This is a genomic window from Thermanaerothrix sp. (assembly GCA_026417795.1).
GTDB lineage: Bacteria > Synergistota > Synergistia > Synergistales > Synergistaceae > Thermanaerovibrio.
Window position 1 is genome coordinate 25,200 of the sequence record JAOACP010000006.1, and the last position, 26,939, is coordinate 52,138.

The window sequence follows — 26,939 nt, forward strand, 5'->3', positions numbered from 1 at the left end:
CCCCCTTAAAACCGCCCTTTGAACTGATTTTACCATCCAACCCGCCGGAAGAATCGTGGGAAAGGTGGAAAATTTTGCTTTGCGCCGGTGATATAATCCGCCTATGGGGCCACGCACAAGTATTGTGGAAGGGGGGCGAGTCCTTGGGTAAAAACTGGTGGAAGATGCCTTTGGGGTTCGCCCTCATGTTCGTGGTCCTGTCCGGCATGCTGTTCCTGGCCCTGATGGAGTACGCCGACAGGGCCCTCTTCAGGTTGGAGGTGCAGGAGGCCAGGGGAAGGGGGGCGGAGCTCAGGGGTTTTCTCGACTACCAGGCCGCCCAGCTGGATCTTCTGTGCATAGATTGGGCCAACTGGGACCAGGCATACCGGTTCGTCCTGGGGGGGGAATTGTCCTTCGAGGAGGAAAACCTGAACCTCATGTCCTTCGAGAACGCCAACCTGAGCCACGCGGCGTTCTTCACGAAGGGCCTTTCGGTGCGATGGCACGGCAGGTACATCCGGGGCACCAAGTGGCTGGCGGGCTGCTCCGGGGAGGAGATATCACTCTTCAAGGAGCTCCTGGCAAGGTCCTACAAGACCGGTTACTCCAGGGGCATCGTATCCTTGGACAACCAGATATACCTCATGGCCGCAAGACAGATAAGGGACAGCGACTCCAAGCTCCCCATGGCGGGCTGGCTGGTGCTCACCCGTCCACTTCCAGAAGTTAAGGAGATGCGAGGGGTTGTACCGGGCCTTATTGAGATATCCCCCATCCCCCGGGCAAGAGAAAGGTCCCCCCACAGGGACCCCAAGGACGCCGTCTCCATAGTGCCAATAAGTTCCTCCTCCTTGGACATTGCGGCGCTCCTGTGGGATCCACTGGGCAACCCAGTAGCGGAGGGACACATCAGGGTTGACCGTTGGATCGCAAGGGAAGTGCGGGAGCTCATGGGACGGGTCCTTCTTGGGGTGGCCCTGCTGGGGCTTGGGATGTGCACAGGCCTTATAATGTGGCACCGAACCCACATAAGCGAACCCCTTCAGGGGGTGTACGAAAAGGTGGCGCAGATGACCGCCTCGGGGAACCTGGAGATGCTTTCTTTGGAATCCGGGGAGCTGGAGGGCATCGTGAAGGCCATGAACAGTCTCATCAGCCACGCCAAGGGGGTGGAGAGAAGGGCCGCCATGGAGGCGGGCCGCACCAGGGACATCCTGGACGGCATGGACCTCATGGTGGCCCTCTGTTCCCCCGACGGGACCATAAGCTTCGCCAACCGGGCCATGGCATCCCTCTTCAGGGACCTGCCGAGTCTTACGGGAACCAGGTTTTGGGACCTGATGGACCACCAGGATCGGGAGAGAGTCCGGGAACAGTTCCTTGCCGCCGGAGAGGGGAAGAGGCCCCTGCTTCGGGTTCACCTAAGGTCCCGCAGGACGTCGCTGGTGATCAACATGTCCCCCATAAAGTCTCCCAAGGCGAAGGGGGAGGTGATGGTGCTCTGCAGGGCCACCACCGCATCCCTCCCCCCCGGAGTCTTCGCCTGACCATCTGCTTATTGACGGGAACGGGGCGACCTCGCCTCAGGGGCCGTACCTACGCTCCATAGAATCCATCAGACGGCGGGTAAGCCCGCCGGACCCCTTGAAGGCCGCCCAAAGCGCCGCCATGGCCACCCCCACCTTAATGGGGTTGAGGGGCTTCACGTCCAGCGACAAGGCGGGGAAAAACCGCTTGAGCACGAAGCTGATCCCAAGGAAGATGCCCCAAAGGAGCAACACTCGGCACGCCGCCTCGGCGCAGCCCATCTTTTCCCTGAAGGAGCGCCCGGATGGTACTCGGTCCAAGCTCATGCGGGCCCCCGCAAGCGGCAGGTCACCGCCGGTCCGGGACGAGCTCCTCGTCCCCCAGGGGAAGGCTCAGGGTCTGCCCAACCTTGAGCTTGGAGGGGTCCTCCAGGCCGTTGTGCCTTGACAGCACCGTCCACGCCTGACCCTCCCCGTAGAGCCTTCTTGATATGAGCCACAGGCTGTCGCCCCGTTGAACCCGGTAGCTGCGCTCCACCTCGAGGCCCCTCAGGTCAACGTGCTTGGCCCCATCCATGGCGTACACCGCCATCTCCACCTGATAGCGGGTAAGAAGGCTTGGCACCTTGCCAAACACCCTCACCGCGTCCCCTTCCTGCTCCACCAACACCTCCACCCGTCCCCTTGAGATGGAGGTACCCTGCTTCACCCGGGTAAACCCAAGGGGGTACGATCCCTTCATGGGGGTGGAGAGCTTCGAGACGTCGTAGTAGTAGTGGGCCTCCAACGCCGCGGGCTCTGGGCCCTTGAGCCAACGTTCCAGGTGTTTGGCTCCAAGGAAGGCGCCAAATAGCACCGCGCATAGGCCCCCCGCGGCCAACGCCGCCTTTATGGCAAGGCCCAGCCGGTGGGCCGCTATTATGGCGGACCTCTTGCCCTCCTCTATGGCCTTAGCAAGGCTCAGGGTCCTCTTAAGCTTGATGTTCCCCGGCTGCAGCTCCAGGGCTCTTCTCCATATCTCCACCGCCTTCATGTCCTGCCCCCGGTGGAAGTATATGCGGCCCAGAAGGTCCATGGCCTCCGGGTTCCTGGAGCCCTCCTTGAAGATGAGGCGGAACAGCACGTCCTCCGCCTCCTGCAGGGCCCCCTTCCTTAAAAGCCACTGGGAGCGCCATATGATGACCGACTCCACCAGGGAGGCTATGGCCTCGACCCTCTGGTAGCCGTCCAAAACCGCCTTGGCCCCCGCACTGTTGGGCAGTCCATCAAACTTCGGTGCCCCGTGATGCCTCCTATGCTGTATCGCCATCTCTGGCCTCACCTCCGGGACGCCCAAGCACCACTTCCCCCACCTGTATGACCTCTCCCTTGAGCATTATGGTGGGTTTGAGGGCTTCAACTATCATCTCCTTCTCCAGCCCCGGCACCTCGACCACCTGCACCACCTTGGGCACCATGCCAAGGGGGACCTCCCCCACGTGGTCTATGACCTGCACACCGTCCTGAGCCATGGACTCCCAGGTGCTCTCCAGGGCGTATATGGCCTCCCGGATCTCCTTGGGCACCCGCTTCATGGACTCCACCTTCTTCTTCACCCGCCACACCCCGGTGCCGAGCTCCGCCAGGAAGCGGGCCAGTTCCCTCTTGTCCCTGCGATGAAGGTCCTCGGAGGATATGAGGGCGGGCTGTATGAGCTGCACCAGGTCCTCAAGGGTGTCCAGCTGGTCGCCGTCGAACTCAGGCTCCGGAAGGCGGAACTCCTCGGGGTAGCTGAGCTGCCTGAGCCGCCAGGATAGGTTGGAAATCCAGCTCATGGGGACAGGCCCTTCCTCACCGGCCCCTGCCCTTCAGGGCCGAAAACCGGCCCTCCGGAAGACGGGAGAGGGCCCTTACAAGGGGCACCCCAAGGCCGAAGCAGACCCCCGCCTCCCCCAGGGCCACGTAGGCCATCGAGAGGTGCCAGGGCATCTTGAGCAGCACCGAGAGATATCCCCCAACCACAAGGCCGTTGACGAGCACGGGCCAGAGGGCCCCCATGAAGAGGTTCCTGGACCTCATGGTGAGGTATCCGGCTAAAACCGTGGCGAAGGTGCCGAAAACCACGTCCACCCACCCGAAGCCCCCCGCCAGGTTGGATATGAGGCACCCTATGCCCAGTCCCGCCAGGGCCTCGGGCCAGAGGAACGGGAACAGGGTGAGCACCTCCGAGACCCTAAACTGCACGGGCCCGTAGGATATGGGGGCGAAGGCCAGCGTAAGGGCCACGTAAAGGGCCCCCACCAGGGCGGATCTGGTAAGCTTGATCTTATCGAACTGGAACATAAGGGGAAGTCCCTCCTCAAAAGGATGATGAGTATAATTACCGTGTCCCAACGGGGACCACTATTTTTGAATTATAAACCATAGGCCCAGCTGCTGCAGCGGCACCACGCAGGAAGGGACTTTGGACCCAAGGGGGTTGTGAGTTTGAGCGAAGGGGCGATCATCTCGGTGTTGGGGGCCGGGAGCTGGGGTACCGCGGTGGCGGACCTTTTAGGAAGGAACGGGCACCGGGTGGTGCTTTGGTGCAGGGATGCCAACATGGCCCGCCACATGGAGTCCTCGGGCAGAAATCCCAGGTATCTCAAGGACCTGCTGCTAAGTCCCAACGTACGGGTAACCTCCGAAATATCGGAGGCCTTAGGCGCATCTGACCTCACGGTGGCGGCGGTGCCCGCCCAGGGGGTGCGGGAGCTTCTGCGCTCCGCAAGGTCTTACGGCCCTCGCCGGTGGCTCAATCTGGCCAAGGGGATAGAGATATCCACCGGGCACCTGCTCCACCGGGTGTTTGAGGAGGAGGCGCCCGGGGACAGGTATTCGGTGCTCTCCGGCCCAAGCCATGCGGAGGAGGTGGCCCTTGGGCTTCCCACCGCGGTGGTGATAGCTTCCGACGATCCAGATGAGGCAAGGCACTGGCAGGGGCTGGTGAACAGCAGCCGCTTCAGGGTCTACGGCAGCTCCGACGTGACGGGAGTCGAGCTTGGGGGAGCGGTGAAGAACGTGATAGCCATAGCGTGCGGCATGGCCAGGGCCATGCGCATGGGGGACAACGGGGTATCCGCCCTGGCCACCCGGGGCCTTGCGGAGATGTCCCGCCTTGCCATGCGCATGGGGGCGGATCCCATCACCCTATCGGGCCTTGCGGGCATAGGGGACCTCATGGCCACCTGTTTCAGCTCCAACTCAAGGAACCTCAAGCTGGGCATGCTCATAGGTTCCGGCATGGAGCTCCACCAGGCCAAGGCGGAACTGGGTCAGGTGGCGGAGGGGGCCTTCACCGCCCAGGCCATAAGGGAGCACGCCAAGCGCTGGGGGGTGGAGATGCCCATATGCGAAGGGGTCTACAGGGTGCTCTTCGAAGGGGAGGTCCCTCGCAGGCTCATGGAGGAGCTCCTGTGCCGGGAGCCGAAGATGGAGTCCCTCGCCTAGCCCGTCCCCTGTGGGCAAGGAACTTATGACATGTCAGCCGGAGCTACGTACCTCCCCTCCAGGGATCTGAAGGCCAGCTGCGACACCGCTTGAAGGCCGGTGATCCTGGGGTATCTGAACACCGGGGCAATCCACTGGACCCGGCGGGATATGAGCCCCGCAAGATCGGTGAAGGCGGAGCACCCGCCGCAAAGGGCTATGAAGTCCACCCGGCCGTCAAGGACCCCCGCCATGGCGCCTATCCACTGGGACACCTGATGGGCCATGGCGCCCACCACCTCCGCCGCCCTTTGGTTGCCCCTCTGGAAGGCCGCCTCCACCTCGGTCATGAGGTACGTCCCGAGGTACCCCGCCACGCCGCCGCCCCCCGCCAGGAGCCTTAAAAGGTCCTCCCGGCTCCTGCGGCCGCTCAAGGCCTCCCTTACGAGGTCCATGGCGGGAACCGAGCCGGAGAAGGCCACCGAGAAGGGGCCAGTCTCCTCCGGGTTGTTGGAGTCCAACACCAGGTCTCCCTTGATGGCGCACACCGAGAACCCCCGGCCCAGGTACGCCACCACCGAAGAGGCGTCCTCGGGGAACAGCCCCTCCTCCCTTGCGGTGACGTTGCACCACTTGACCTGGGGGGCGTGCCGCAGCGGCCTTACGGGAAGCTCCGGCAGGCCGGTTATAAGTGAGTGAGGGAGGACCTCGCAGGACGTCATGGGCTCCACCAGAAGCGCCTTGAGCCCCAGGGCCTGGGCGGTCAAAAGGGCCGTCAGGGGGGCAAAGCCCATGGCCCCGGCGGAGGACAGGGATTCCTCCAGGGATGGTTCAAGCCAGTAGACCCCGACCCCCACGGGACGGTTAAGCCCGCCGCTGGAGGCGATCAACCGGACGGGACTTCCACCCAAAGCGTCCAGCAGCCGCGAAGAGACCATCCGAGCCTCAGAGGGATCAAAGGACCTAAGCTTTACCATGCCATTAAGCCTTGAGCTCCCGTCCCGTCGGACCAAGGCGAACTCAAGCCCCGCGGACGATAGATCCAGCGCCAGAACCTCCATAAGGGCCCCCCTCTGTGATAGGCTTAAGTGGTCCCCCGGCATCGGGGGCGTAAAAGCCCCTGAGCCTTGGAAACCGCGTTTTAAATATACAACCTCACCGCCACGGCGTCATGGCGCATTTTGATTTTTGGATTATACTTATGGCTTGACCACCACTAGGGAAAGAAGGGTTTGTGATGATGTTCTGTTATCACGACGGTGAGTTCACGCCCCTTGAAAGGGCGTACGTGCCCTTGTCCGATTACGCCATCCAAAGGGGCATAGGGGTGTTTGAGTCCATAAGGACCTACGACCGGCGGCCGTTCGCCCCGGGACCCCACCTGGAGCGTCTCTTGAGGAGCGCCGAGCAGGCGGGGATAGAGGCAAAGGATCTGGTGTCCCGCATACCGGAGATATTCTCCCACATACTGAGCCGTCCGGAGCTTCCGGAGGGGGAGATAATAATGAAGCCCTACATAACCGGCGGGGACGTGATGGAGAACAAGCGCTTCCCCAAGCCCCGGCTCTACGTGCTGGTGGAGCCACTGGAGCTGCCGGACCCGGAGCTGTACAGGACCGGCATAGCCCTGCAGCCGGTGGCCATGGAAAGGCCGTTCCCCCTCATAAAGAGCATAAACTACATGTTCGGCTACATCCCGGTGGCGGGCATGGGGGACGTGTTCGAGTCCCTGTTCTGCCCCAACGGGGAGATAACCGAGGCGTCGTCCAGCAACTTCTTCCTGTGCGCCGCCGGCAGGATAATAACCGCCCCGGTGGGCAGGGTGCTGGCGGGCATAACCAGGGGGATAGTTCTGCACCTGGCCAAGGAGGCGGGCTTCAAGGTGGAGGAGCGCTGTCCAAGGGTAAACGAGCTTGAGACCGCCGACGAGGCGTTCATAACCGGCTCCATCAAGGAGATCCTGCCGGTGGTGCGCATAGGGGGCCGACGCATCGGAAACGGCAAACCCGGGCCTGTGACACAGCACCTACACAGGCTCTACAAAGCATCCCTTCCCAAGTGGCTTGGGTAGCCCCTAAGGTCAACGCTCAACCCTTAAGCAGGCGGAAGTCCCATCGCCACAGGGACCTCCGCCTAGCCTTTATGGGACCCTAGTACTTGATTAATTATATATTTTTGATACCATTGACCCCATAGAGTGCGACCCAAGAAAGTCGCAAGGCTGTAAAATATCTAATGACAACTTGCCCAATTTACGGCACCCCAAGGGGAAGGACCATCCCCAAAGAAAAGGAGATTCGGCCATGCAATCCAAAGCCCCCAGCCTTGAAGAGATCTTCGCTCCCAAGACGTTGAAGCAGCGAGGCTGGGCTTTTCTTCTCCTGTCCCCACAGGGGGAGCTGTTGGACCACAACCAGGAGGGGCTGGAGCTGGCCCGGGAGATGGGACTTGCAGAGGGGCAGACCTTCGCAAGGAAGGGACACGGCGCCGCCAGGGAGGCGTTTCTTTGGGCCCTGCGGGGCAGGGCCTCAAGGCTCAGGCTCCACTTGGAGGACCGCAGCGTGACGGCCTTCGTGAACCCGGTCCCCTCCGGCGTGTCGGTGATGGCCTCCTGGGACAGGGCTTCCATGTGGGAGGATATGCTGCTGGGGCAGGTGGACAGGATGTGCGTGGTCCTAGACCACGAGGGCCGGGTGATGGCCGCCACCGACGCCATGTTGGATCAACTGAAGACCCCCATGAACCGTCTTCTGGGGAAGCGCTTCTCAAGGTTCCTGCAGAGCCCCGCCACCGCCTCCAGCGTGGCATGGATAGTAAAGGAAAAGGGGCATTGGGAGGGTGAGGTGAACCTGCGCCGCTTAGACGGGGCGATAGTGCCCCTTAAGGTGCGGGTGCGCTCCATAAACGACCCCCGGGGAGGGAGGATAGGTTTCTCGGTGCTGGCGGACAACACAACGCAAGATGCCGCCCCGCCCTGGATCTACACCCACGACCCGGTGACCGCCCTGCCCAACCGCCCGTACCTGTTAAGCCGGCTTTCCGAAATCCTCCCCCCCAGCCACGACCCGGTGGGGCTTCTGCTGGCGGACATGGATAGGTTCCGGGACGTAAACGTGCTCCTTGGGCACGACGGGGGGGATCGGATGCTCCAGCTGGCCCTGCGGCGCATAAAGGACGCGGTGGGGAAGAACGAGGGGGTGTTCCGGCTGGAGGGGAACACCTTTGCGGTGCTGCTGTCCCGCCACGAGACCGAAACTTTGGCATTGGGGGATCGGGTGGTGGAGGCCTTCCGGGAACCCCTTACGGACACCCACCCGGTGATAACCGTGAGCTGCAGCGTTGGGATATCCATATCACCCCACGACGGCACAAGGCCCGACGAACTGCTTGACAAGGCCTTTCACGCCCTGCGCCGGGCCAAGGAGCTGGGGGGAGCTAGGTGCATCCGGTTCAACCGGGACATCCGAAGGGACTTCACCATGAGGATGGTGCTGGAGAACGGCATCCGACGGGCCATCCGGGAGGAACAGTTCCAGCTGCACTACCAGCCCCTGGTAAACCCTGTCAACTGCAAGGTGGTGGCCATGGAGGCCCTGCTCCGCTGGCCCACCGGGAAGGGAACCTACGTGCCCCCCTCCAAGTTCATACCCATAGCGGAGAGCACGGGGCTCATCCTCGAGATAGGCGAGTGGGTGCTCAACCGGGCCTGCATGGACGCCAAGAGCTGGTCCCAGGGCCCCATAGGCGAAGTTCCGGTCTCCGTCAACCTATCGGGCACGGAGCTTAGGCTGGGCAACCCCGAGGAGAAGATAAGGCTGGCCCTCGAGAGATCCCAGCTGGACCCCAAGCTTCTCATAGTTGAGATATCGGAGAACGCCATCCTTGAGGAGCGGCGGAGGGCCGAGAAGGTGTTCTTCGACCTTAGGAAGGCCGGAGTTAGGATTTACATAGACGACTTCGGCACCGGTTACTCGTCGTTGAGCTACCTTAGGGACTTCACGCTGGACAGGTCTTAAGGTGGACAAGTCCTTCGTAAGCCAAGTTCCAAGGAGCGAGAAGGACATGGCCCTAATAGCCGCCATACTGGGCATGGCCAAGGCCCTTAAGCTTGAGACCGTGGTGGAAGGGGTGGAGACCCGGGAACAGTGCTCCGCCGTGACCAACATGGGCATAGGCTGCATACAGGGGTTCCTGTTCAGCCCCCCTATGCCGCTAAAGTCGCTGGAGTCCATGGTGTCCGAGTCGGGGATCCTGTCGCACCCCCTAAGACTCCCCCGATGACAGGGACCTTAGACTCCTTCTGACCAGGTAGAATCCCAAGAGACACCCTCCCACGTCAGCCACCGGCAGCGCCATCCAGACGCCGGTTATGCCGAATATGGGCGGCAGCACCACGAGGGGCACCAGGACGAAGAGCACCACCCGGCACATGGCGGAGAGAAGCCCCGCCCGCCAGTTGCCTATGCCTTGGAAGTAGTAGCCGGCGGTTATGGACATCCCCGCCATGGGGGCCCCGGCGTAGGACACCCTAAGCCCCCATGCGGCCATCTTTAGAAGCTCCGGGTCGTTCTTCACGAACAACCCCACCAGCTGTTCCGCAAAGATCTGGACCACCAGGAGGCTAAGGCAAAAATAGCCCACCGCGTAGGCCACCGCGGTCCAGATGGTCCTCCTCACCCGTTCCAGGTTCCCCGCCCCGTAGTTGTACCCTATTATGGGCTGGGCCCCCTCCCCCAACCCTATGGCGGGGAGGAAGAACAAAGCGTCCAGGCCGAAGAATATGCCCAGGGCGGAAAGTCCTGCGTCGCCGCCGTAGAACTTGACCTGCCGGTTCATCAGGGCTATCACTATGGTGAACCCCATCTCGGTGAGCCCCGAGGGCAGCCCCACGGACACGATGCGCCTCATGATACAAAGGTCCGGACGGAGGTGCCTTACGCCAAGCCTTGAGGTCCTAAGGACCAGCAGGACCCCGGAGAGGGCCATGAAGGCCTGGGACACCAAGGTGGCCCAAGCGGCTCCCTTGACGCCGGCGTGAAGCCCCATCACCCACCACCAATCCAGCGCCACGTTCAGCAGCGCCCCCGCCAGCTGCACCCCCATGGCGGAGTTGGGCCTGTTGAGGGCCCTTAAGACCGGCGTCATGGTCATCCCCACCACCGAGAATATGGAACCGGGGAGCACTATCCTCATGTAGTCCCTTGAGAGCTGCAGCACCCTACCCTCCCCCCCCTGGGAGGAGGCGAAGAGGTCCATCCCCACCAAGGATGCCGCCACGAACACGCCGCCCCCCACCAGGGCCAGTAGAAGCCCGTTGCCCAGGGCCCTCAAGGCCCCATCCCGGTCGGAGGCCCCAAGGCATATGGCCATCCGGGAAGAGGTCCCCACCCCCGCCACAAGCCCAAGGGCGATGAAGGCAAGCATGATCGGGAACGCCAGGGAGAGGGCCGCAAGCCCCTCGGAACCCACCGCCCGGCCCACGAAGACCCGGTCGGTTATGTTGTAAAGGGCGTGGGCTATCAGCGCCCCTATGGCGGGGCCCGAGAACTTTACGATCAAAGACGATATTGGGGCCTTGCCCAGACGATCTTCGCTCAAATCGCTGAATCCTCCTAACATGCAATCGGTTATGGTATGATTATAACCGCTTAAGGGGATTACCCAATATAAGTTCCTATTTTGAAAGCTTATGCTATCATACCAGGTGATCCCTTATACCACCGGCAGAGGAGGGGTAGGCATGCGCGTTCTTTGAGGCCTTGTCCTGTCGCATGGCATGCGCGCCAACCCCATGAAAACCGGAAGCCGGTGGGTTTCGGCCCTCCCCTGTTGAAATCAAGCGCCGGGGCCTCATGTCGGATGGCTCCCGACGGGCTCCCTTGAAAACCGTTCCCATCGGTTTCCGGTTCTTCCCCAGCAAATGACGGCGTCTTGTGCGTCATCCATTTGACAGCCCCGGTTAAGAGGGCTCGTTCTCACCGGGGGGAGAATCGGAAGGAGGAGTTTCAGTTGGCTGATTACCGTGAGATGTGGAGTGACCTTGGACTGGACTTGGAGCTGCACGACAAGCTCTGCGCCGCTCTACCACCCCTTTTCGAGGAGGCGTTCCTCCACCAGAAGGACCGGCCCTCCGGGATGGACTACTTCAACATGGTGATAGCGGAGGTCCACGGGCTTAGGATAAAGGAGCTGGTAGACCACAAGAGGAACGGCGGGTTCGTGGCGGGCTCCTTCTGCGTCTACGTCCCCGAGGAGATAATCCTGGCCCTCGGGGGCCTCATGGTGGGGCTTTGCGCGGGCTCCCAGTTCTGGGTTCCTGAGGGCGAGAAGGTGCTGCCCAGGAACCTCTGCCCCTTGATAAAGGCCGCCCTGGGAGCCAAGCTGTCCAAGACGTGCCCCTACTTCCAGTCGGTGGACCTGGTGGTGGCGGAGAACACCTGCGACGGCAAGAAGAAGGCCTGGGAGGAGATGGGCCGTCTGGTCCCCACCTACGTCATGGACCTTCCGAACCGCAAATCCCCGGAGGGTAAGGCCCTTTGGCGCTCCCAGGTAAGGGAGCTCATAGGGGAGCTGGAAGGCCGCTTCAACCGGAAGCTCACCCATGAGAAACTCCTGGAGGCCATCGAGAAGGTGGAGGCCAAGAGGCAGGCCCTTAGGGACCTTTACGAGACCCGCAAGGCGGACCCAGTTCCCATATCGGGGATAGACTCCCTGGTGGTGTCCCAGATAGCCTTCTACGACGACATAGGCAGGTTCACCTCCATGACCCGGCAGCTCGCCGATGAGTGCAGGGACCGGGTAAGCTCCGGCTTTGGGGTGTTCCCCAAGGGGACCAAGCGGGTGCTCTTGACCGGGAGCCCCATAGTGGTGCCCAACTGGAAGGTACATCACATCCTGGAGACCAGCGGGGCCGCGGTGGTGGTGGAGGAGAACTGCACCGGCACCAGGTACTTCAAAAGCTCCGTGGACACCTCCGCCAAGGACCTGGAGGGTCTCATAGACGCTCTGGCGGACCGCTACCTTGATGGCATAAACTGCGCCTGCTTCTCCCCCAACCAGGGCCGGCTGGACGACGTGGTGGAGCTGGCAAGGGAGTACCGTGTCCACGGGGTGATAGACGTTACCCTCAGCTTCTGCTCCACCTACCAGGTGGAGGAGGCATCCCTCAAGAGGCGCCTTAAGGAGGAGGGAATTCCGCTCCTTTGCCTTGAGACCGACTACGCCCCCGGCGACGAGGGACAGATCAGAACCAGGGTCGAGGCGTTCCTGGAGAGCCTTTAAGAGACTCAAGAGACACCGGGAGGCGTGATTCATGTCCTTGGCCCTTGGGGTAGACGCGGGAAGCCGGTTCATAAAATGGGTGCTGCTCAAGGATCAGGCCCTGGAGGACATGGGAAGGATATCCTCCGAGGGGACGGACCTTAAGTCCCTGCCCTCCCGCCTTCCAAGCGCTCCAACAGCGGGGCTCACCGGCTACGGCCGGCACCTTCTGAAGGGGATTTTCGACAACTGTTCTGTGGTGTCCGAGATATCCGCCCACGCCCTGGGGGCCGTTGCCCTGGCCCCTGGGGCCCGGTTCGTGCTGGACGTGGGGGGCCAGGACAGCAAGGCCTTGGAGATGGATACACGGGGAAGAGTCTTGGACTTTCGGGTGAACGACCGCTGCGCCGCCGGCACCGGCCGTTTCCTTGAGAACATGGCAAGGGTCATGGGGTTCGGCATGGTGGAGATGGTACGGGAGGCCCTTGAGGCCCAGGAGGCCGTGGAGGTGAGCTCCATGTGCGCGGTCTTCGCGGAGAGCGAGGTCATATCCCTCTTAAACCGCGGAGTTCCAAGGGGCAGGGTGGCCAAGGGGATGTTCCAGTCCCTGGCCCGAAGGCTTGAGGCCCTTGGAAGTTTCATAAATCCCCAAGGGGGATCCTTCGCCTTCACCGGGGGGCTGTCCCAGCTGGAAGGCGCTCCGGAGCTCATGTCCACGGGGCGGATGCGCCTTAACCCCGTGAAGGATGGGGCCTTCGCCGGGGCGTTGGGGGCGGCGCTTACGGCCTTGAGGGGGGTGCCGGTTGGCTAGTTTGTACTGCCTGTTCGAAGGGGCCTCGGAGGGGATGATGCTTCACAAGCGCCTGCGGGAGCTCATGGTGCCCCACCACGTATGCCCCTCCCCAAGACATCTCACCGAGAGCTGCGGGATAGCCCTCAAGTTCGACGAGGCCTACCTTGAGCAGGTGGCCCTCAAGGCGGAGGAGCTCAGCCTTAAGGTGGCGGTCATATCGGAGGATGGGAAGCGTATAAGATGATGGGCTCCCAGGGGCGCTTCTTGCGTGCATGGGCCATTAGGCGGCAACCGGGGCTTTAGGGGACAGGTAAAGCCCCGTTGAGCCGCGGAGGTTTTAAGGTCCCACCGGGGAATCGGGGCGTATAGAGGGGTCTCTTGGCCCCGATAAAAAGGACAATTCCATCAAGCGCCAATGGAGGTTGAAGACGGAGGTGGCATGTGGCATGAGGATAGACGCCAGGGGCAGGAACTGCCCCCAGCCGGTGATGATGACCAAAGAGGCGGTGGACCGGGGCGAGGTGGACCTGGAGGTCCTGGTGGACAACCCGGTGGCGGCGGGCAACGTTACCAGGTTCCTTGAGGGCAAGGGATACCGGGTCAGCAGGGCGGAAGGTCCAGAGGGTACCCTGATACGGGGCGAAAAGGCTTTGGAGGGGACGGGTTCCCACCCCGTCCCAAGCCCCGCGGAGGTGGGCGCGGGATGCTCGTGCTCCGCCATGGACATGGGGCTTCTCATCCTCTCCAGGACCATGGGGTCCGAGTCGGCGGAGCTGGGGGAGGCGCTGATGAAGGCCTTCCTTGAGACCATGAGGCAGTCCGGGCGGGTTGGGGTGCTGGCGTTGATGAACGGCGGCGTCTTCCTGGCCCTTCCGGAATCCTCCGCCTGCGACACCATAAGGGAGATGGAGGCCCAGGGAACCCAGGTGCTGGTCTGCGGAACCTGCACGAAGCACTTCGGAATCACCGACAGGATCGCGGCGGGCGCGGTTTCCAACATGTTCGAGATAACCGAGCAGGTGTTCCGCATGCCCAAGGCCGTGACCATAGGCTGATCCCAATGGAAACCCGCAGGGTATACCTTAACAACGCCGCCACCACGTGGCCTAAGCCCCTTGAGGTGGCGGAGGCCATGTACCGGTTCATGACCCAGGACGGCGCGAACCTGGCCAGGGGGTCCGCTTCGTCAAGGGATCTTGCCACCATGGACATGGTCTTAAGATGCCGGGAGGAGCTGGCCCGGTTCTTCGGCGGCTGCTCCAACGGGGACCCCCGGTACGTGACCTTCACGTCCAACGTGACGGAGGCCCTTAACGTGGTCCTCAAGGGGTATCTCAAGCCCGGCATGACCGCGGTCACCACATCCATGGAGCACAACGCGGTGATACGCCCCTTAAGACGCCTTGAGGAGTTGGGCGTCACGGTGCGGGTGGTGAGGTGCGGCCCGGACGGCACGCTTCCGCTGGAGGACTTCAGGGAGGCCCTGAACGGGGCGGACCTTGCGGTGCTGTGCCACGGCAGCAACGTATGCGGGACAATGCAGGATCTGGAGGCGGTGGCGGAGGCCTGCCGGAGGATGTCGGTTCCATTGGTGGTGGACTCCGCCCAGACCGCGGGGGTTGAGGAGATATCCGTTTCGGACCTTTCCATAGGGGCTTTGTGTTTTACGGGCCACAAGGGGCTCATGGGACCTCAGGGGATAGGGGGCATAGTGTGGAGCCCCTCCCTGGCGGAGGCCTGTTCTACCCTGGTGGAAGGGGGCACCGGGAGCTTCTCCCACCAGGAGACACAGCCCTCCGCCATGCCGGACAAGTTCGAGTCAGGTACGCCGAACCTGCCGGGCATAGCGGGGCTTCTTGGGGCCTTGGGATGGCTGAAGTCCACGGGGATCGAGGCCATAAGGGCCAGGGAAGCGGAGCTGAAGAGGCTTCTGCTCGAAGGGCTCAAGGGCATCGAAGGCGTTGAGACCTACGGGGTCACCGACCCGGGTAAGTCCTTAGGGGTGGTGGCGCTGAACCACCGGTCCACGGACAACGGTACCCTTGCCATGGAGCTCTCGGAGCTGGGGATCGAGACCAGGCCGGGCCTTCACTGCGCCCCCTTGGCCCACAGGACGTTGGGCACCTACCCCGTGGGGGCCTTAAGGCTTTCGGTGGGCTACTTCAACACCGCCGAGGACGTCGAAGCGGCCCTGTGGGCCCTCAGGGAGGTACTAAGTCGGCGATAAGGACAGATGAGAGGGAAGGGAGTATTTAAGGTGATCTGTTCAAAGGGAGGCTGTGTTCTTACCTCGAAGTGGGGCCCCATCATTACCGGCATAGCGGTGGGGATACTGGCCCCGGTGTTGGTGCACCTTGGGAACCCTGGGAACATGGGGATGTGCGTGGCCTGCTTCACCCGGGACATAGCGGGGGCCCTTGGTTTCCACCGGGCCGCCATAGTGCAGTATCTAAGGCCCGAGATCCCGGGCCTTCTGCTGGGGGCCTTCGGGGCCTCCATGGCGTTCGGTGAGATGAAGCCCCGGGGGGGTTCTTCGCCGGTGACCCGCTTCTTCCTTGGGGTCTTCGCAATGGTGGGGGCCCTCATCTTCCTTGGCTGTCCCTGGAGGGCTTACCTCAGGCTGGCGGGAGGGGATCTCACCGCCGTGGCGGGGATACTGGGCTTGATATGCGGCATATGCATAGGGATAGGGTTTCTGTGGAACGGTTTTAACCTTGGCAGGTCAAGGCCCACATCAAAGGCCTCCGGCTACGTGATGCCCGTGGTGGTGCTTGGACTGCTGGCGCTTCTGGTGGCGGCGCCACTCATGGGGCGCACCCCGGAGGGGGACCCCACGGGGCCCATATTCTTCTCCGCCAAGGGTCCCGGGGCGATGCACGCCTCGGTGGCGGCATCGCTGGCGGTGGGGGCGGTGATAGGCTGGATGGCCCAGAGGAGCCGTTTCTGCACCGTGGGGGCCTTCCGGGACCTCATCATGCTGAAGGACCCGCACCTTTTCTGGGGCATAGCCGCCCTGGTGGCGTCCGCCGCGGCCACCAACGGGGCCCTTGGACAGTTCAAGCTGGGGGTGGAAGGGCAGCCGGTGGCGCATCCGTCGCACCTTTGGAACTTCCTCGGCATGATGCTGTCCGGGTTGGCCTTCACCCTGGCGGGTGGATGCCCGGGCCGGCAGGTGATAATGTCCGGAGAGGGGGATTCCGACGCGGCGGTGTTCGTCCTTGGAATGCTGACCGGCGCCGCGGTGGCCCACAACTTCACCCTTGCAAGCTCCGCCAAGGGGCCGTCCCCCTACGTCGTGTGGGCTTGGGGCTTGGGGATGATCTTCTGCCTCGCGGTGGGGTTCCTGAGCCGCAACGAAAACGTCTAGGCGGGCTTAAACGCACACAAGGGGGGTGCATCTTAACATGTCTTCCAGCGCAACCGTCGACGCCAGGGGGCTGTCCTGCCCCCAGCCGGTGCTTTTGACCAAGAAGGCCCTGGACTCCTCACCGGAGCTTCCCATAACCATCCTGGTGAGCACCGTGACATCCCGGGAGAACGTCATGCGGTTCTGCTCCTCCAGGGGTCTTTCGGCATCGTGGGAGGAAACCCCCGACGGAGACTTTAGGATAACCGCGGGCTCTTAAATCTTAAACAACATAAGGCTACTTAAGCATCACAACAGGGGAGGGGACAGCTCCTCCCCTGTTGTTTTAAGGCATCGGTTGACAACGAAACTGTGACACCCTCCATGATCCTGGGCAGCGGAATTTGTCATAATTGTTCAGAGGTATAGACACAAGGCGAGGGGGAAGGAATACATGGAGAGATCGCCGGTTCCCGTGACCGGAGGGGATAGACTGGACGTCGTGGAGTTGCTGGAGGTTCTGGCGGAGACGGACGGCCTTTTAAGGTCCTTCGTAAGGGAGCAGCGTCTCTCGGTGCGGCTTGCCAGCGCGGACTCCGCGGGGCTTCTCAAGGAGCTTGACGATGGCAGGCACTCCCTGGACAGGGCCTGCTCGGACATGGAGTCCAGCCAAAGGCGCATGATGGAGGTCATAAGGGACGTGGAATCCCTCAAGGCCACCCTAGAGCGGGCGGTCCAGGAGGGGGACAGGAGCGCGGAGCTCATGGGAAGGGCCACGGAGTCTCTGGACCGGATGAACCGCTCATTCGAGGACGTACAGGGCCTCGTTGGATCCTTGGCCCAGGTGGCCCGGGACGTGGCGGACATGTTAAACGGCATAGAGCGGGTGGCGAAGCAGACCAACCTGTTGGCCTTGAACGCCGCCATAGAGGCCGCCAGGGCTGGGGAGCACGGCAAGGGCTTCGCGGTGGTGGCCGACGAGGTGCGGAAGCTAGCGGCGGAGAGCACCGGGATAACCAAGAAGATAGCCTCCCTGATGGAGATGCTGTCCAAGAAGACCCAGGAGACCCAGGAGGGGATAGAGACCTTCCGGGAGCTCAAGGAGGCCACGGTGAGGGAGATCTTGGGCGGCACCAGGACGCTTAAGGACTCCATGGAGAGCCTCAAGTCCTCCTCCGCCAGGTTGGAGGACATATCCAAGCGGGTGGAGGAACAGGGGCGCATAGAGGCGGAGGTGCTCAGGGGATCCTGCGCCATAAACGCCAAGATAGCGGAGACCGTGGAGGTCTCCGAGGCCCAGGCGAGGAAGCGGGAGGTCCTGTTCTCAGGCCTTGAGCGCTACGCCAGAGAAGCTAAGAGGACCTTCGAGCGGTTCCTGGGCTTCCGGTCCAAGGTGAGGCGGGAGGACGTCGTAACGTTCGGGCACGACGACTCCTATGCCCCGTGGGTATACCTGTCCGAAGGGGCCTCGAAGGGCATAAGCATAGAGAGGGCCAGGAAGGCCGCCTTTGGCATGTCAAAGGGGGCATCTTTCATAGGGGCCCCCTGGGACCAGGTCTTCCCGCTCCTCATGGAGGGCAAGGTGGACGTGATACTGAACGCCGGCTGGCCGAACCCCTACTTCAACAGCTTCCCCGTGGAGGCCACAAAGCCCTACGGGACCTTCAGGACCAGGGTGTACGCCTCCAAGGTAGACGGGCTTGGGAGGCCCAGGGACATGGGGCCCCTTAGGGACGTCAAGGGGAAGACCGTGGGGGTGCAGAGGGGTGGCACCGGGAACCTTATCAACATCTTAAAGTCCAAAGGAGCCAAGGTGGTGGAGTTCGAGAACGACCCCTTAAGCTTCGCGGAACACATGTGGAACCTGGTGGAGATGGTGGCCTGCGAGGAACAGGTGGCGAAGCACCTGAACCAGACCCTTTACGATGGGCTATTCGAACCGGTGGGAGAAATCCTCGAGACCGTGGAGGTGGTGATGCTGGTCCACAAGGACCGGCTGGAGCTCCTTGGCGCGTTGAACTCGCACATATAGGGCAAGTCATTAAACATTTAAATCTTTCGCAAGCCCCCTTGCGAAAGCCATAAAATGGCGTAGAATATTCTGAACAAGCTCGCTGGAGGGGGGATCCAGGGATGCGAAAGTACCGCATATTTGCGTTGGCGGCGTTGTTGGTATTGGCGTTGGCGGCATCGGCCATGGCGGGCTCCGCCACGGGGAGCGGAACCCAGATAAGGGGCAACCCGGGGAGGAACGCGGAGCTAAAGTCCACGCCCTTCACGGTTCCCGACGGGGTGACCGCCACCATATCGGACGGGTACTGCAACGGGGACGGGTTCTGGATCGAGAGGAACGGCAACCTGGTGGCGTCCTTCTCATCCGTCAATGAAGCCAAGGGGTTCAGACTGTCGCCGGGGACCTACATGGTGTACCCCAACCTCAAAGAGGGACAGATCAAGCAGGACGTAGCAAAGGTGCAGATAACCGTCACGTGGCCCTAGGGTGGCAAAAGACCGCGCACGATAAAAAGGCGCTTCACGCGAGAAGAGGCGGGCTCCCGGCCCGCCTCTTCTCGCAGCTGAGGGGGCTCGAAGGCCCCGATGGTCCTTCAATCACATAGGGCTCTCATCATCCCATGCCGTACCTTGAAAGGACGTGGAAGGCCGCCTCCGCGGCGGTCCTAACCATCAACTCCACCTCGTCCTCTTTGATTACGTAGGGGGGCAGGAAGTAGATCACGTCCCCCAGGGGCCTTATGAGGACCCCCCGTCTCATGCACTCCAGGCCTATGAGGCGGCCCAACCGCAGCTCCCCCGGCAAGGAAGCGCCGTCGGGGTTCCTTAGGTCCAAGGCCCCCACAAGGCCCATCCGCCTCATGTCCCACACCAATGAAGACCCCCCGAAGTGGCGCGCCATGGCGTCCCCAAGGACCTCCCCAAGGGCCCTTACCCTGTCAAGCACGTCCTCCTCCTCGAAGATGCATAGAACCTCCAGGGCCAGGGCGCAGCCCAAGGGGTTTCCGCAGTAGCTGTGGCTGTGCAGAAAGGCCCTTCCAAGGCCTCCACCGTAGAAGGCCCGGTACACCTCCTCGGAGGCCAGCACGGCGGAGAAGGGCATCATGCCGCCGGTTATGCCCTTGGAGAGGCACAAAAGGTCCGGGGGCCTCTCAAGACTGCAGTGCTGAAAGGCCAGGAACTCCCCGGTCCTGCCGAAACCCATGGCGATCTCATCGTCTATGAAGAGCACGTCCAGTTCCAAGGCGGCTCTCCTTAGGCCCTCGAAATAGCCCTTGGGGTACATCCTCATGCCCGCGGCCCCTTGCACCAGGGGCTCCACTATGACCGCGCAGACCTCCGAAGCCCGCTCTTTCAACGTCTTAAGGTCCCTTTGAAGGCACCCCAGGGAGCACCGGTCCCGGGATTCGCCGAAGGGGCAATCGGAACAGCAGGGCCCGTGAAGCCTAAGGTTTCTTTGGGTGATGGCCCTGTAGGGCTTCCCGTAGAGCCCCAGGTCCCCCACCGAAAGGGCCCCCAGGGTCTCCCCGTGGTAGCTGCCCCCAAGGTGGGCGAAAAGCCGCCTTTCGGGCCGTCCCCGGTTGACCTGGTAGTGGTAGGCCATCTTCATGGCGGTCTCCACCGCGGAGGAGCCGTTGTCGGCGTAAAAGACCCGGTCAAGCCCCGTGAGCTTCGTGAGATTCTCGGACAGCTCCACCGCCCAGGGGTGGGTGAGGCCCGCGAACATGCAGTGGTCCAACCGCCGGGCCTGCCTCGCAAGGGCCTCCGCAAGGCGGGGGTGGCAGTGGCCGAACAGGTTGGTCCACCAGGAGGAAATGCCGTCCAGGAGCCTTGAACCGTCCTGCAGGTGAAGCCATACCCCCTGGGCGGACGCCACGGGCAGCGGCAGGAACTCCTGGTGGTCCGCCATCTGGGTGCAGGGGTGCCAGTTAACCCTAAGGTCCCGCTCAGCCAGGGAAGCCAATGCCCATCACCTCCAAAAAGCTCTTAAGCTGGTCTTGGGGAATGGATACCCCGCCGTCGGGATGGTGGGGCACCGTTATAACCTCCACCTCGCAGTTCCTGCGGATCCAGTCCCGGTTGTCCCGGTGGATCAACGACGTACCGTCGAAGCAGTTCATGATGACGCAGGGCGCCGCAACACCCATGGAACGAAGGAAGAAGAGGGCGGTCCAAAGGTGGCTCAAGGCCCCAAGGCCGCTTGGGGACACCAGCGCCGCGGGCATACCCCATCTGGCAACCCAATGGGATATAAAAAGCCCCTCCCCAAGGGGCACCGCCACGCCGCCGGCCCCCTCCACCGCCACCACGCCGTAACGGGCCATGAGGCGGCGCAGCTTGTCCATCACGAGCCTCTCCTCCGCCTCTGATATGGAACGGCCCTCCAGGGCGGCGGCAAGGTGGGGGGAGGCGGGGAACCTGAAGAGAAGCCCCGTGAGGTCCGATGGGTCCTCCTCAAGCCCCGCCCGGAAGGTCACCGCCTTTGCGTCCTCCCCCACCAGGTTCCCTTCCATCTCAACCGCCCCGGTGGCCACGGGCTTGAAGTAGCCGCAGGGAAGCCCCATATCCCTTAAACCCTTAACCAGGGCGGCGCTAACCGCGGTCTTTCCCACGTCGGTACCGGTGCCCAGCACCCAAAAGCCGCTCGGCCTGCTCGATCCAAAGGCCCCAGGGATGTCAGCTTTGATGCTCATAGGACCTTACCCAGGGGCCTTAAGCCCAGCTCATCCAACATCCGTAAGTCCTCCTCGAAGGACATGCCGTGGGTCGTGAGGAAATCCCCGGTCATGAGGGAGTCCACCGGCCCCGACAGGGCGGCCCGGTCGAAGGGCCTTATGATGGGCCTGCCCCCCGCTATCCTTATCCTGCTAAAGGGCATAAGGTACCTTAAGACGCAGGCGAACCGCAGGAAGTCCTCCCCCTTGACCGGAGGACGGCCCTCCAGGGGGGTGCCCTTTATGGGGGACAGTATGTTAAGGGGAAACGACGCCGCCCCCGCGTTAAAGCTCCAAAGCCCAAGGCTCACCAGGTCCTCCAGGGACTCCCCCATGCCCATGATGCCGCCGGAGCAGACCTCAAACCCCATGGCGGAGGCCTCCCTTATGAACTCAAGCTTCATGGACCAACGGTGGGTTGAGCATATGGAGGGGAAGAAGGCCGGGGAAGTTTCAAGGTTGCAGTGGATCCTCTCCACCCCCGCGTCCTTGAGGGCCTTGAGCTCATCCCTGGAGAGGAACCCCAGGGAGACGCATGGGGAAAGCCCCATGGAGCGAACGGCGGGGGCCAGCCGCACCGCCATCCTTAAGACCCGCTCCGGGGCCTTGAAGCCCGAGGACACCAGTGAGAAGCGGCTCACGCCGAAGGAAGCGGCCCGTTGGGCCATGACAAGGACGTCCTGGTCCTCCATCTCCCCGCCTAGGACCTCCGCCCCCAGGGGGCCCCTGGAGGACTGGGCGCAGAACCCGCAGTCCTCCGAGCAGGAACCGGTGTGCACCGAGCATATGGCGCAGAGCTCAACCCCCGGGGGCACCAGGGCCTGTCTTATCATGGAGCTGCCCTCCATCAGCTCATCCAGGGGGGCGCTGAAGAGCGAGAGCCCCTCCTCCGGGGAAAGGCTCCCGCCGCCCAGAACCCTGCGGGCAAGGTTAAGCGCCAATCTCATCCAAGGAAGCTCCAGTTGAGCTTTCTTGTCCTCAAAGCCACCATGGCTATGAGGCAGCACAGCACCAGGTCTCCGCCGATTGGGACCAGGAAGCCCGCCTTCACCGCCCATCCCCAGCCCTTGGCCTTGCCAAGGTAAAGGTCCATTATCATCCAAAGGTACGGGACCCCCATCAGGTATATCACCGAAAGGCCCGTCAGGGCGGAGAGGTACGCCCACATAAAGGTGCCGGCCCTGCGGCCCCATCTCTCCCAGAGGAACCCGGTGGCGTAAGCGCCGGCGCAAAAGCCCATGAGATAGCCGAAGGTGGGCTGGAAGACGTAGGACGGGCCGCCGCCGGCGGTGAACACCGGAAGCCCAGACAAGCCCATGAGGACGTAGATGACCTGGGATACGAAACCCCATCGGGCCCCCAACAGGATGCCCGAAAGGGCGCAGAAGAAGAACTGCAGGGTGAAGGGCACGTAGGGTATGGGGATCCTTATGAAGGCCCCCACCGCCGTGAGGGCGGCGAAAAGGCCCGCCATAACCCAACTCCTCGTGGCCCCATGGCTTTTGGAACCGCTTAAAACGTTCAAAGGCGACACCTCCAAAGGGAAAACTCCCAAGAGATGCCGCCAGTTTACGGAAATCTACGGGATATGTCAACTAGCTTTATTGCATGGTTGACACGTTCTCCCTGACCGCCGCGGCCCCCATGGCGTTGTGTATGGCCCCCCAAACCTCGGGCCGTTCAAAGCCCCGCCGCCAGGCGGCCACGCCGGCCAGCTTGTACCGGGGCACCAGGGAGGCCTTAAGGGCCAGGGACCTCTCCTCCTCGAGCCATATTCGGTACCTCTTGCCGCCCTTGAGGTACTCCGCGTACAGCTGCCCCACCTCGTCAAGCCACCGGACCAGGGCCTGGTTCTCCTGAACCCTCGACTCCGCGGCCCCCATGGAAAGGGCCTTGGACCTAACCCTTACGGAGGTTCCCGATGGGGTCTCCTCCCACTCCCTGGTGTAGAAGGGGAGCCCCAGCAGGAGCTTCTCGGCGGGAACGCTTCTTAAAAGCCCCTCCACCCCCCGCTGCACCCAGGGCAGCGACGCCACGGACCCCGCCACGGGGCTCCTGCCCCAGTGTTCGTCGTAGGTCATCACCATCACGTAGTCCGCCGCCTCCCCCAAGGCCCGCCGGTCGTAGCAGCGGGACCAGAAGCCGCTGGTGGACTCCACGGTAACGTCCACGGAGGTCCTAAGGCCCATGGGCCTCAAGCGCTCCGCCAGGGCCCTCACGAAGGCGCTGTAGGCGTCCCTGTCCGCGGGGTCCATGTTCTCGAAGTCCAGGTTTATACCGTCCAGCCCCAAAAGGGCGCAGTAGGCGGCGATGCGGCTTATGGCCCGGTTCACCGCGGCGGGGTCGTTGAGGAAGGCCTTGGTGGATGCGGGGTCGAAGCCGTTGTTGACCAAGGGCCAGACATGGATGCCAAGCCGGTGGGCGCCGGCCACGTAGGAAAACCGCCCGGCGAACTCCACCTCCCCGTCGGGCCTTATCCTAAACCACGAAGGGGACACCACCGACACGGATGGGAACGATGGGTCCAGGTGTGGGTCAGTCCTGTACATCGGATCCCACACCAGGGAGAAGGGGTGCTGCAGCGGGGAGTTCAACGGGGAAGGAAGGTCCCTAAGCTCCCCCAGGGAGTTGAGGCGGTACAGCATAACCCCCCCGTCAACGGCGGCCATGGCCACGCCGAGCACCGGCTCAAAGCCCCGGATGTCCATGAACACATCGCCGCTAACCAGGCTCCCCCGGGCGGTAAGGCGAAGCCCCTCAAGGGGCACGTCGAAGGACACCATGGGGTTGCCGGGCCTTAGCTCCATGACCACCAGCTTGGAGCTCCCGTCGAATGCCAGGTCCGCCCCAATGCGTCTTAAAGCCCCAAGGGGCACCAGCACCGACTCTCCCCGCCTTATGGCCGTGCCCGCCACCACCGGACGGTCCCCCACGGCGTTAAGGTACAGCGGAACCGGCTCGTCCGCCGCCCCATCTCCGGCCCCAAAGGCCAGTGAGGACAGGGCCAGCACGAACACCGCGGCTATCCAAAGACATCTCCTGCACGCTGCAAAGCTCCTCAAAGAAACTACCTCCCAAATGGACACGGATCACCGGCCGCGATACCACAGCCCACGAGGGGACATCTCCGCCGGACATCCTTGAATTTTTCGTTATAGCCCATTATGGGGCAATGCTCTTCACAATACAACCGGACCCATGGATGCGATTTCACCCACGTTCACTAGGCATTACAGCCCCATCATCCGGAAGGATTTCGTCCCCACCTCACCGAAAGCACGTATTCTCCGGCGGGGTTCAACGGATAGATCCCCTGCTCGAGCCGAACGGTGTAACCCATGAACTCGACTGGGTTCCCTGATTCCAGCCTGAAGGATTTCATGATGTTACGAATGGTTTCCCTCTGGTCCGGCGACAGGTCGTCGATGACGAGGATTATGCGCAGGTTGGCCTTGAAGGCCTTTTGTATCTGCTGGTCCAGCTCACGCCCAAGGTCGTAATCCCGTATGTGGGGCTTTATCTGTCGGATCCAGGAGAAGACCTTCTCCCGGGGCCCTTCATCGCTGGTTATCAGCTTTCATGAGCTTATCCGTCCACTCCGCCACGGTGTTGTCCCGCATTCCCTTGTCCGCCACCACCGAGAAGGCCGAGGCGAAGCGGATCAGCTGCGGGATGATGTGTCCGTTCAGGTAGTTAAAACGGTCAACGGCCCTGTACTTGGCCTGGCCGTAACATTCATACTCGATGAGGTTGATGGAGAACGCTCCCCCCTTGTCCGGTCGGAACAGGAGCATGAGCGCATCGGGGATGCCGCAGACCCCGTTACCTTCGTAGCCTTCGGGCCCCTTTGTCTTGAAAAGCCGGTTTTCCGGGAACAGGACGGTGTTGGATTCCGGGAACTCCGGGAAAAGGGAGTGGAAGTACCGGTTCACGAGGGACTCCAAACCCTGGTTCGGGTCCCTTTCCCCCTTGAAGTTGACCACATTAAAGATCCCGTGGTGGGCGGTTTCCAGAATTGGGAATCGGCATTTATGGTGACGGGGGCCGCTTTGATACTCATTGTTTCCACAAAATCAAAGAGGTCCTATATTGGATCGTTTATGCGCTATGGAGCACAAAATAGAGTAGATCTAAAACACAAGACGAGCATATAGCTATGCAAGCGCTACAGAGTCCCACAATAGATCTGTTTGCCTATATTTAAGCAAAAACACAAAAAACTAGACACCAATAGCATCTTAAAGACAAACAAATAACACATATAACTAACATTAAAATCAAATATCAAACACACCAAAGACTACAAAAAATAACAATCAGCCTACCCTACTATCATAACAGAATTACTACATAACCCAAGCATACTAGCAAAAGGATGCCTTAAAGCGACATTTTTTCCTGTTTAATTGCAACTTTATATCTGGATAAATCAATGATGCCATCTTATCCAAACCACAGGATACTATAAAAACAAAAAGACATCTAAAATACCCAACAAAAATTAATCGCCACAAACAGCCTAATACAATCCCCTAGATGAAGTCGAAGCACTCCTAAGGGCATTTATACTGTTCTTTGCTAATCCCTCTCCTTTTTTCAATATATTAGTTTTAATATTTCCATAACGGCCTATATAGCGGGTATCTATAATCATTTGTATTGCTGTGCCACTAAAATTTGTTTGTATGCATTTTATATTAATAGCGCCACGGCATCCTTCCATCCGCAAAGCAGAACTACCACTTGCTATCAAAAAACTCCCACCTAAATTTGCACATATTTGGCTTGCCATATATAATCCGTACCCAGAGTTTTTCCAAAAATCATCGTAAACATTCTGTTTACCCGTATTTGGCGAAAATTTCCTAGAAACACCTGGCCTTAGCGATAGTTCAAGTGCATCTTTATCGCTAGATATAGCATTACTATATATCGAATTAGACGAAAGGCTTTCATAAATTCCAATTCCTTCGTCCAACAAGCTCAATTCAACCTTATTCTTTGAAGGCCAGTATTGAGCACAATGCCAAACTTCACCAGCCTCACTATGCTCTGGGATATTCCTTATCATCTCACGCAAAAGATAAACCAAAGGATCTTGCAATTTTTTCAGAACGCCATAAAACCATTGCCATTTCCCTTGCTTTTTCTTCAATCAACTCGCCCACATAAACCATTTTTTCTTTGCTTGATTTGCATAAATCTTCAACAGATAGACTAGTTATTGGCAGGTAATTAAGATTACCAGAAGCTTCTCCTGGAACCTTCCCAATATTTATTCCAGAGGACAAAAAAATGCCATATGCTGAGCATATGTATTATTACAGTTTATAGCATCAAAATCACGACAAGCATACTGTTCCCGTAACCGTCTAAGCATAGACGATACAATCAGCATTGTAAACAGATAAAAGAACTTAACTCCTTCAAAATCAAAACCACGGACTTTATTTGTTTCACGGTCATTTAATTTAGAAAGACTCAAACAAAAACCTAAGGCATTAGACCAGGCTAGATCAGGCACAGGAATGTACTCCATGTAGCCTCACCCCCAATAATATTAGCCACTAATCCAATGCTTGTTAGCCAAGATATCGCGGATTTTAACTAATTTTGGCCATTTATTGTGCTTAATAGCCATATCCAAAGGCCTATTCCCCTATCCAGGTTGAACATGATATATTTAAAATTTATGATTTTAATCTCTCGCAAATACAATGCTCTTGATGCTATTATTTTTGAATTATAGCATAAAATTCCGAGTCTGTCACATATTTGTACCCGGTGTACCCGGCCAGTGATATTGTCACCACATAAGTGGACGGAAAGGGGATGGAGAAAATGCCCCATGAGAACGG

General features: G+C 60.7%; 30 protein-coding genes. 14 read left to right on the forward strand and 16 right to left on the reverse strand.

Annotated features, from left to right (window positions below):
* The first annotated feature begins 143 nt into the window (after positions 1-143).
* On the forward strand, positions 144-1,529 hold the full coding sequence (locus tag N2315_02055) for a PAS domain-containing protein (GenBank protein MCX7827970.1): 1,386 nt from the start codon (positions 144-146) through the stop codon (positions 1,527-1,529).
* 36 nt (positions 1,530-1,565) lie between these two features.
* Here N2315_02055 and N2315_02060 read toward each other — a convergent pair whose 3' ends face one another.
* From N2315_02060 to N2315_02075, 4 genes are read right to left on the reverse strand one after another with little or no spacing between them, the layout of a single operon-like run.
* A complete protein-coding gene (locus N2315_02060; protein MCX7827971.1) occupies positions 1,566-1,835 on the reverse strand; it encodes a hypothetical protein in 270 nt (89 codons plus the stop codon).
* Positions 1,836-1,857: 22 nt separating this feature from the next.
* Positions 1,858-2,844: a LysM peptidoglycan-binding domain-containing protein gene (locus N2315_02065; GenBank protein ID MCX7827972.1), complete on the reverse strand. Its 987-nt coding sequence runs from the start codon at positions 2,842-2,844 to the stop codon at positions 1,858-1,860.
* Complete coding sequence (locus N2315_02070; protein ID MCX7827973.1) at positions 2,801-3,322, reverse strand: hypothetical protein; 522 nt, start codon at positions 3,320-3,322, stop codon at positions 2,801-2,803. Before N2315_02070 ends, N2315_02065 begins: the two co-directional genes overlap by 44 nt.
* Positions 3,323-3,338: 16 nt before the next feature.
* On the reverse strand, positions 3,339-3,830 hold the full coding sequence (locus N2315_02075; GenBank protein ID MCX7827974.1) for a QueT transporter family protein: 492 nt from the start codon (positions 3,828-3,830) through the stop codon (positions 3,339-3,341).
* A gap of 144 nt (positions 3,831-3,974) precedes the next feature.
* On the opposite strand from N2315_02075, the gene N2315_02080 reads away from it, so the two are divergent.
* Positions 3,975-4,976, forward strand: a complete 1,002-nt coding sequence (locus tag N2315_02080) for an NAD(P)-dependent glycerol-3-phosphate dehydrogenase (GenBank protein ID MCX7827975.1) — start codon at positions 3,975-3,977, stop codon at positions 4,974-4,976.
* A gap of 23 nt (positions 4,977-4,999) precedes the next feature.
* Here the strand turns inward: N2315_02080 and N2315_02085 are convergent, their stop codons facing one another.
* Positions 5,000-6,016: a hypothetical protein gene (locus N2315_02085; GenBank protein ID MCX7827976.1), complete on the reverse strand. Its 1,017-nt coding sequence runs from the start codon at positions 6,014-6,016 to the stop codon at positions 5,000-5,002.
* 176 nt (positions 6,017-6,192) lie between these two features.
* Here N2315_02085 and N2315_02090 point away from each other — a divergent pair, with 176 nt between their 5' ends.
* From N2315_02090 to N2315_02100, 3 genes are all read left to right on the forward strand, one after another.
* Complete coding sequence (locus N2315_02090) at positions 6,193-7,026, forward strand: aminotransferase class IV (GenBank protein ID MCX7827977.1); 834 nt, start codon at positions 6,193-6,195, stop codon at positions 7,024-7,026.
* A 232-nt stretch (positions 7,027-7,258) separates the two neighbouring features.
* Positions 7,259-8,971, forward strand: a complete 1,713-nt coding sequence (locus N2315_02095; protein ID MCX7827978.1) for an EAL domain-containing protein — start codon at positions 7,259-7,261, stop codon at positions 8,969-8,971.
* Position 8,972: 1 nt separating this feature from the next.
* A complete protein-coding gene (locus tag N2315_02100; GenBank protein ID MCX7827979.1) occupies positions 8,973-9,236 on the forward strand; it encodes an EAL domain-containing protein in 264 nt (87 codons plus the stop codon).
* Here N2315_02100 and N2315_02105 read toward each other — a convergent pair.
* Positions 9,219-10,553, reverse strand: coding sequence for an MATE family efflux transporter (locus N2315_02105; protein ID MCX7827980.1), 1,335 nt, complete (start codon positions 10,551-10,553; stop codon positions 9,219-9,221). The genes N2315_02100 and N2315_02105 overlap by 18 nt on opposite strands.
* 411 nt (positions 10,554-10,964) lie before the next feature.
* Between N2315_02105 and N2315_02110 the strand changes: the two genes are divergently transcribed.
* The 9 genes from N2315_02110 (at position 10,965) to N2315_02150 (ending at position 18,853) form a co-directional block, all read left to right on the forward strand.
* A complete protein-coding gene (locus tag N2315_02110; GenBank protein MCX7827981.1) occupies positions 10,965-12,236 on the forward strand; it encodes a double-cubane-cluster-containing anaerobic reductase in 1,272 nt (423 codons plus the stop codon).
* Positions 12,237-12,267: 31 nt separating this feature from the next.
* The gene (locus N2315_02115; protein ID MCX7827982.1) at positions 12,268-13,026 is read left to right on the forward strand and encodes an acyl-CoA dehydratase activase; all 759 of its coding nucleotides are present in this window, start codon (positions 12,268-12,270) and stop codon (positions 13,024-13,026) included.
* Positions 13,019-13,252 (forward strand): DUF3343 domain-containing protein, encoded by a 234-nt coding sequence (locus N2315_02120; protein ID MCX7827983.1) that lies wholly within the window; start codon positions 13,019-13,021, stop codon positions 13,250-13,252. The genes N2315_02115 and N2315_02120 overlap by 8 nt, the downstream gene beginning before the upstream one ends.
* Before the next feature lie 178 nt (positions 13,253-13,430).
* Positions 13,431-14,063 (forward strand): sulfurtransferase-like selenium metabolism protein YedF, encoded by a 633-nt coding sequence (yedF, locus tag N2315_02125; protein MCX7827984.1) that lies wholly within the window; start codon positions 13,431-13,433, stop codon positions 14,061-14,063.
* A gap of 5 nt (positions 14,064-14,068) precedes the next feature.
* Positions 14,069-15,235, forward strand: a complete 1,167-nt coding sequence (locus N2315_02130) for an aminotransferase class V-fold PLP-dependent enzyme (GenBank protein MCX7827985.1) — start codon at positions 14,069-14,071, stop codon at positions 15,233-15,235.
* A 30-nt stretch (positions 15,236-15,265) separates the two neighbouring features.
* The gene (gene yedE / locus N2315_02135; protein ID MCX7827986.1) at positions 15,266-16,375 is read left to right on the forward strand and encodes a YedE family putative selenium transporter; all 1,110 of its coding nucleotides are present in this window, start codon (positions 15,266-15,268) and stop codon (positions 16,373-16,375) included.
* 37 nt (positions 16,376-16,412) lie between these two features.
* A complete protein-coding gene (locus N2315_02140) occupies positions 16,413-16,634 on the forward strand; it encodes a sulfurtransferase TusA family protein (protein ID MCX7827987.1) in 222 nt (73 codons plus the stop codon).
* Between the two features lie 174 nt (positions 16,635-16,808).
* Positions 16,809-18,386 (forward strand): methyl-accepting chemotaxis protein, encoded by a 1,578-nt coding sequence (locus tag N2315_02145; protein ID MCX7827988.1) that lies wholly within the window; start codon positions 16,809-16,811, stop codon positions 18,384-18,386.
* 101 nt (positions 18,387-18,487) lie between these two features.
* A complete protein-coding gene (locus N2315_02150; GenBank protein MCX7827989.1) occupies positions 18,488-18,853 on the forward strand; it encodes a hypothetical protein in 366 nt (121 codons plus the stop codon).
* Positions 18,854-18,980: 127 nt separating this feature from the next.
* On the opposite strand, the gene bioA is transcribed toward N2315_02150, so the two are convergent.
* The 10 genes from bioA to N2315_02200 all read right to left on the reverse strand — a co-directional run bounded on the left by bioA (position 18,981) and on the right by N2315_02200 (position 26,620).
* On the reverse strand, positions 18,981-20,330 hold the full coding sequence (gene bioA, locus N2315_02155; GenBank protein MCX7827990.1) for an adenosylmethionine--8-amino-7-oxononanoate transaminase: 1,350 nt from the start codon (positions 20,328-20,330) through the stop codon (positions 18,981-18,983).
* On the reverse strand, positions 20,314-21,060 hold the full coding sequence (gene bioD, locus N2315_02160; GenBank protein MCX7827991.1) for a dethiobiotin synthase: 747 nt from the start codon (positions 21,058-21,060) through the stop codon (positions 20,314-20,316). The genes bioA and bioD overlap by 17 nt, the downstream gene beginning before the upstream one ends.
* Entirely contained in the window at positions 21,057-22,028 is a 972-nt protein-coding gene (gene bioB / locus N2315_02165; protein MCX7827992.1) for a biotin synthase BioB, read from the reverse strand. Before bioB ends, bioD begins: the two co-directional genes overlap by 4 nt.
* Entirely contained in the window at positions 22,025-22,615 is a 591-nt protein-coding gene (locus N2315_02170; GenBank protein ID MCX7827993.1) for a biotin transporter BioY, read from the reverse strand. The genes bioB and N2315_02170 overlap by 4 nt, the downstream gene beginning before the upstream one ends.
* Before the next feature lie 67 nt (positions 22,616-22,682).
* The gene (locus N2315_02175) at positions 22,683-24,143 is read right to left on the reverse strand and encodes a glycosyl hydrolase family 18 protein (GenBank protein ID MCX7827994.1); all 1,461 of its coding nucleotides are present in this window, start codon (positions 24,141-24,143) and stop codon (positions 22,683-22,685) included.
* Positions 24,144-24,322: 179 nt separating this feature from the next.
* Positions 24,323-24,463: a hypothetical protein gene (locus tag N2315_02180; GenBank protein ID MCX7827995.1), complete on the reverse strand. Its 141-nt coding sequence runs from the start codon at positions 24,461-24,463 to the stop codon at positions 24,323-24,325.
* Positions 24,464-24,638: 175 nt separating this feature from the next.
* On the reverse strand, positions 24,639-25,064 hold the full coding sequence (locus tag N2315_02185; protein MCX7827996.1) for a hypothetical protein: 426 nt from the start codon (positions 25,062-25,064) through the stop codon (positions 24,639-24,641).
* Positions 25,065-25,600: 536 nt separating this feature from the next.
* Positions 25,601-26,161, reverse strand: a complete 561-nt coding sequence (locus N2315_02190) for a hypothetical protein (GenBank protein MCX7827997.1) — start codon at positions 26,159-26,161, stop codon at positions 25,601-25,603.
* Positions 26,154-26,372: a hypothetical protein gene (locus tag N2315_02195; GenBank protein ID MCX7827998.1), complete on the reverse strand. Its 219-nt coding sequence runs from the start codon at positions 26,370-26,372 to the stop codon at positions 26,154-26,156. The genes N2315_02190 and N2315_02195 overlap by 8 nt, the downstream gene beginning before the upstream one ends.
* On the reverse strand, positions 26,357-26,620 hold the full coding sequence (locus N2315_02200; GenBank protein ID MCX7827999.1) for a hypothetical protein: 264 nt from the start codon (positions 26,618-26,620) through the stop codon (positions 26,357-26,359). Before N2315_02200 ends, N2315_02195 begins: the two co-directional genes overlap by 16 nt.
* Positions 26,621-26,939 lie beyond the last annotated feature (319 nt).

Excerpts from the sequence above, each read along its gene's own strand:
- N2315_02130 (MCX7827985.1), top strand. The coding sequence starts at position 14,069 with ATGGAAACCCGCAGGGTATACCTTAACAACGCCGCCACCACGTGGCCT.
- N2315_02070 (MCX7827973.1), bottom strand. The coding sequence starts at position 3,322 with ATGAGCTGGATTTCCAACCTATCCTGGCGGCTCAGGCAGCTCAGCTAC.
- N2315_02140 (MCX7827987.1), top strand. The coding sequence starts at position 16,413 with ATGTCTTCCAGCGCAACCGTCGACGCCAGGGGGCTGTCCTGCCCCCAG.
- bioB (MCX7827992.1), bottom strand. The coding sequence starts at position 22,028 with ATGAGATTGGCGCTTAACCTTGCCCGCAGGGTTCTGGGCGGCGGGAGC.
- N2315_02150 (MCX7827989.1), top strand. The coding sequence starts at position 18,488 with ATGCGAAAGTACCGCATATTTGCGTTGGCGGCGTTGTTGGTATTGGCG.
- N2315_02095 (MCX7827978.1), top strand. The coding sequence starts at position 7,259 with ATGCAATCCAAAGCCCCCAGCCTTGAAGAGATCTTCGCTCCCAAGACG.
- N2315_02060 (MCX7827971.1), bottom strand. The coding sequence starts at position 1,835 with ATGAGCTTGGACCGAGTACCATCCGGGCGCTCCTTCAGGGAAAAGATG.
- N2315_02085 (MCX7827976.1), bottom strand. The coding sequence starts at position 6,016 with ATGGAGGTTCTGGCGCTGGATCTATCGTCCGCGGGGCTTGAGTTCGCC.
- N2315_02145 (MCX7827988.1), top strand. The coding sequence starts at position 16,809 with ATGGAGAGATCGCCGGTTCCCGTGACCGGAGGGGATAGACTGGACGTC.
- N2315_02180 (MCX7827995.1), bottom strand. The coding sequence starts at position 24,463 with ATGAAATCCTTCAGGCTGGAATCAGGGAACCCAGTCGAGTTCATGGGT.
- N2315_02075 (MCX7827974.1), bottom strand. The coding sequence starts at position 3,830 with ATGTTCCAGTTCGATAAGATCAAGCTTACCAGATCCGCCCTGGTGGGG.
- N2315_02090 (MCX7827977.1), top strand. The coding sequence starts at position 6,193 with ATGATGTTCTGTTATCACGACGGTGAGTTCACGCCCCTTGAAAGGGCG.
- bioD (MCX7827991.1), bottom strand. The coding sequence starts at position 21,060 with ATGAGCATCAAAGCTGACATCCCTGGGGCCTTTGGATCGAGCAGGCCG.
- N2315_02115 (MCX7827982.1), top strand. The coding sequence starts at position 12,268 with ATGTCCTTGGCCCTTGGGGTAGACGCGGGAAGCCGGTTCATAAAATGG.
- N2315_02200 (MCX7827999.1), bottom strand. The coding sequence starts at position 26,620 with ATGGAGTACATTCCTGTGCCTGATCTAGCCTGGTCTAATGCCTTAGGT.